General features: G+C 60.4%; 4 protein-coding genes and 1 pseudogene. 3 read left to right on the forward strand and 2 right to left on the reverse strand.

Annotation, left to right across the window (positions count from 1 at the left end; genetic code table 11):
* Positions 1–243: 243 nt before the first annotated feature.
* Both ACESNG_RS16220 and ACESNG_RS16225 read right to left on the reverse strand, forming a co-directional pair.
* Positions 244–822 (reverse strand): acyltransferase, encoded by a 579-nt coding sequence (locus tag ACESNG_RS16220; RefSeq protein WP_373061486.1) that lies wholly within the window; start codon positions 820–822, stop codon positions 244–246.
* Between the two features lies 1 nt (position 823).
* Positions 824–1,393, reverse strand: a pseudogene (locus ACESNG_RS16225) (Gfo/Idh/MocA family oxidoreductase); the annotation flags it as partial.
* A gap of 2 nt (positions 1,394–1,395) precedes the next feature.
* Between ACESNG_RS16225 and ACESNG_RS16230 the strand changes: the two are divergent.
* The 3 genes from ACESNG_RS16230 to ACESNG_RS16240 all read left to right on the forward strand — a co-directional run bounded on the left by ACESNG_RS16230 (position 1,396) and on the right by ACESNG_RS16240 (position 3,911).
* Positions 1,396–1,539: a transposase gene (locus tag ACESNG_RS16230; protein WP_373061488.1), complete on the forward strand. Its 144-nt coding sequence runs from the start codon at positions 1,396–1,398 to the stop codon at positions 1,537–1,539.
* A 48-nt stretch (positions 1,540–1,587) separates the two neighbouring features.
* Positions 1,588–2,694: a transposase gene (locus tag ACESNG_RS16235; protein WP_373069777.1), complete on the forward strand. Its 1,107-nt coding sequence runs from the start codon at positions 1,588–1,590 to the stop codon at positions 2,692–2,694.
* A gap of 152 nt (positions 2,695–2,846) precedes the next feature.
* The gene (locus tag ACESNG_RS16240; RefSeq protein ID WP_373069779.1) at positions 2,847–3,911 is read left to right on the forward strand and encodes a glycosyltransferase; all 1,065 of its coding nucleotides are present in this window, start codon (positions 2,847–2,849) and stop codon (positions 3,909–3,911) included.
* Positions 3,912–4,091 lie beyond the last annotated feature (180 nt).

The raw sequence follows: 4,091 nt of genomic DNA on the forward strand, positions 1-4,091 counted from the left end.
TCGTCAAAGGTCCGCCGCGGGTGCCCCAGCTCCCGACCGAAGTGTGGATCAACAAAGCGGAGGACCAGACGGCGGTCATCGGCTAGCACTACTCACTAAACTCTCAATCCGTCCGTCTCATTTTCCTTGACAGGTTCCGGATCGAGTTGTCATCATGCCGGGGAAAGCTGCGTCCCTGGGCGCTTTTTGTTGTCGCTGTGATCACGCCACGGCTGAGGCTCAAGGCATTCCCGATGGTGTCTGTCACGCCAGCCGCACAACCGCGCCACCAGCAAGCGTATACCGCGCCCCAGTGACCGGATCGGCGGTTTCTGCGTTGCCGGTCAGCGGCAGCGCCAGCCGCTCGCCATGCTCGCTCATCCATCCAACCTGCCGTGCCGGTACCCCGACCATCAGCGCGTACGGCTTCGCGTCAGCGTTCGCCACTGCGCCCGCACCAACAAAAGCAAACTCGCCGATCGTCACCCCACACACGATCGTGCAATTCGCACCCAGCGTCGCCCTACGCTTCACCACCGCGTCGCGATACTCGTCCTTCCGTGTCACCGCAGACCGCGGATTGTAGACGTTCGTAAACACCATGCTCGGCCCGCAGAACACGTCATCCTCGAAGGTGACCATGTCGTAGATCGAGACGTTGTGCTGCACATTGCAGTTGTCACCGAAGACCACCCTGTTGCCAACGAACACGCCCTGCCCAAACGAGCAGCGTTTGCCAATGCGCGCGCCGCCGCTGATGTGCACCCAGTACCACAATCGGCTGCCATCACGAATCACCGCGCCATCGTCCACGATAGCCGTGGGATGAATCGTCACGCCCATCTCAGTATTCCAATGGCAGCGCAATGCGTTTGCCGTCGCGCGCACCGAGATAGGTGGCAATCAGCAGCTCCAGCGAGTGCAGCCCCTCGCGGTCATCGGTGTCCGGCGCGGCCTCGCCACGCAATGCGCTGATCACGTTGTCGTAGTAGAGCGGATGTCCAAAACCGTAGACCGAGGTGGTGTCGTAGCTCGCCTGCTCCACCAGCGCGTCGTCGGGATCGCTGTCGGCAAACTCCCAGTGCTCGATCTTGTTCACGGCCACGCCACCCAGTCGCACCGTACCCTTTTTGCCGACGATCGTGATCGAGCCCTCGAGGTTCCTGGGGTAAGTGAGCATCGTGACGTTTATCGAACCCAGGACGGCGGTACGCCAGCGGATCGAGAGCACGCCGGTGTCCTCCACCTGGATGTTGCGCTCGAGAGTGGAGGTGTACGCCTTCAGGCTTTCCACGGGGCCGATCAGCCAGTCGAGCAGGTCCACGTATTGACTCGCCTGATTCATGAACGCCCCGTGTCCTGCCTCAGTTGAAATGTGACTTCCACCCGCTCCATTTTTGGAGCACGGAGGAGTTTATGTCCCGAGCCGTGCGCCGAAGCTTTACCGCAGAAGAGCGAGCCCCGATTCTACGCCGGCACCTTGCCGACAAGATCGCCGTCTCAGACCTTTGCGACGAGTACAAGATCCAGCCCAGCCTGTTGTACGTCTGGAAGCGGTAGCTCAAGGAGAACACGGCAGCCGCCTTGGACTACCGTCGGACACGCGCGGTGGACACCCGCCAGGCAACGGCCCAGCAGCGGACCATCGACACGCTCCAAGCCCATCTCCAGAAAAAGGACTCGATCATGGCCTTCGTCTCGGAAGAACACCTGGCGCTGAAAAAAACTTTCGGAGAGCTGAGGTCGCGATGGGTGCCACCGGACGTGCGGGACGCCGTGTTCGACTTCGTGCAGGGCTTCACCACCGTGACCGCACTCCCGACGTGGTGGGTCGCGCTCAAGCTAGCGATTCCGCCGCAGCATTGCTCTCGCTGGGTGAAGCGCTACGGCACGGCCAACCACCACAACGGCCGGATCCCGCGGGATCATTGGCTGGAAGACTGGGAGGGCGACGCCATCCTCGCCTTCCACGACGCGCATCCGCTCGAGGGGTATCGGCGCCTCTCGTTCATGATGCTGGACGCGCGCACGGTGGCGGTGAGCCCGTCGACCGTGTACCGGGTACTCAAGAAAGCGGGGCGTCTCGACCGCTTCCGCGGGAAGCCCTCGAAGAAAGGCACCGGGTTTCAGCAACCGTTGCAGCCGCACGAGCACTGGCATGTCGATGTCACCTACCTCAACATTGCCGGGACGTTTTACCATCTCTGCGCGCTGCTCGATGGATACCGTCGGGTGCTGGTGCACTGGGAGATCCGCGCGCGGATGACCGAGCGCGATGTGGAAACCATTTTGCAACGGGCGCGGGAGCAGTATCCGGAGGCGACGCCGAGGATCATCTCGGACAACGGTCCGCAGTGCATCGCCAAGGATTTCAAAGAGGACATCCGGATCGCGGGCATGACGCACGTGAGCACCTCGCCCTACTACCCGCCGTCGAATGGGAAGATCGAACGCTGGAATCAAACCGTGAAGGTCACCACGGTTCGGCCCAACGCGCCAGGCTCGCTCGACGAAGCGCGGCGGCTCGTCGCCGCCTTCGTCGAGCATTACAATACGAAGCGGCTGCACAGCGCCATCGGTTACGTCACACCGGCTGACAAGCTGGCGGGTTGGGAAACCGAGATCTGGGCCGCACGAGACCACCAGCTCGAAACAGCGCGGGAACGGCGCCGCCAACGCCGAGAAGGAACCGACGCACTGGCAGCCGTCATCTAAAGTGTCACCACAACCGAGTCACATTTCCGCTGAACCAGGACAACTCCATCGTGACATCATTCACGACTAGGCGTTAGCGCCGTCGTGGAAGAGCAAACGGGTGCCCTTTGTGTGATCGTCAGTTCAAGATGGCTCCAACCGCGGACTAAGGCATGAGTGAAGCTCAGACCACTGAAACCCTTAAAAACCGGACAGCTGACGAGCTGGTAGCCACGTCTCAAGTGTCCGTTGTCATGGCGACGTTAAACGGCGCACGTTTTCTGGAACGGGCTTTGTCATCTGTCCGAGAGCAAACCGTACCGCCGCTCGAAATTATCGTCGTGGACGATGGGTCCAGCGATGATTCCGTCGCCATTGCCGCGCGGATGGGCGCGGTGGTCATCGCGATGGCACACGGTGGCGTGTGCTCTGCGCGAAACGCTGGTATCATCCGGGCGAATGGAACGTACGTGGCGCTGATGGATCAAGATGACGAGTGGCACCCTGAAAAACTTGAACGTCAGATCGAGGCGGTGAGACGCTTCCCGGATGCGGTGCTCGTTGCCACAGACGCCGAGCTGATTGACGATCGAGGTACGGTTACCAGCGCATCCTTCATGCATGCGCCCACGCGAGGGTTCGATGCGCTGCGCCCGGCCAGTACGGAGGACGGATTTCTGTACTTTCCGGATTTGGATGCCCAGATCCATGAAACCGGTTGGTTTATCCTACCAAGTGCCACCCTCATTCGGCGAGACGCCTTGCTACGAGTCGGGATGTTTAGCGAGGCTATCACACTGAATGAGGACGTCGCCTGCTTTCTCAAGCTGATGGTCCAGACATCGAGCGTTATTGTCGATCGGCCGCTCACGCGCTGGCGCATTCATGAGACAAACACACACCGGGACCACGTGGGAATGTTGCGGGGGCGGCTTGCGCTGACTCGTGATGCACTGGGTACGCCAGAGATCTACCCACAAGCGTTTGTGCGTCGTTTGCAAGCAGAGCTTGGGCAGCTGTTAGTCTCGCTGGCGCGCGAGGAGGCCCGTCTGGGCAAGATGAAGACTGCAAGGTCATACCTGCTCGAGGCGTATCGTCTCCAACCCGACCTTAAGATTTTAATGATGCTTGCTTCGTCATTCGCAGGTCGTGCGGCTTTCGAACTATTAGCGAAGCTTCGCCGGGCGGTTGGCCGACCTTTCGCAAGCGACAGTGGTTCCGGACATCATAGAGTGTAAATCAAGGTGCGGCTTAGATGACACTAGTGTAGCGCCAGCGCAACATGGCCGGGATTACGCAACGGACCGGCGTAGTGCAGTGTTGAGGATGACAACACTGTACCGACCAACGCAACCGAAGCCAGTTGCAACGGCCGGTTCTTCTGGTGGCAAGCGAGGGCAGCTATACGAACGAAAAAA

It is taken from the genome of Gemmatimonas sp., assembly GCF_041689975.1.
Classification (GTDB): Bacteria; Gemmatimonadota; Gemmatimonadetes; order Gemmatimonadales; family Gemmatimonadaceae; genus Gemmatimonas.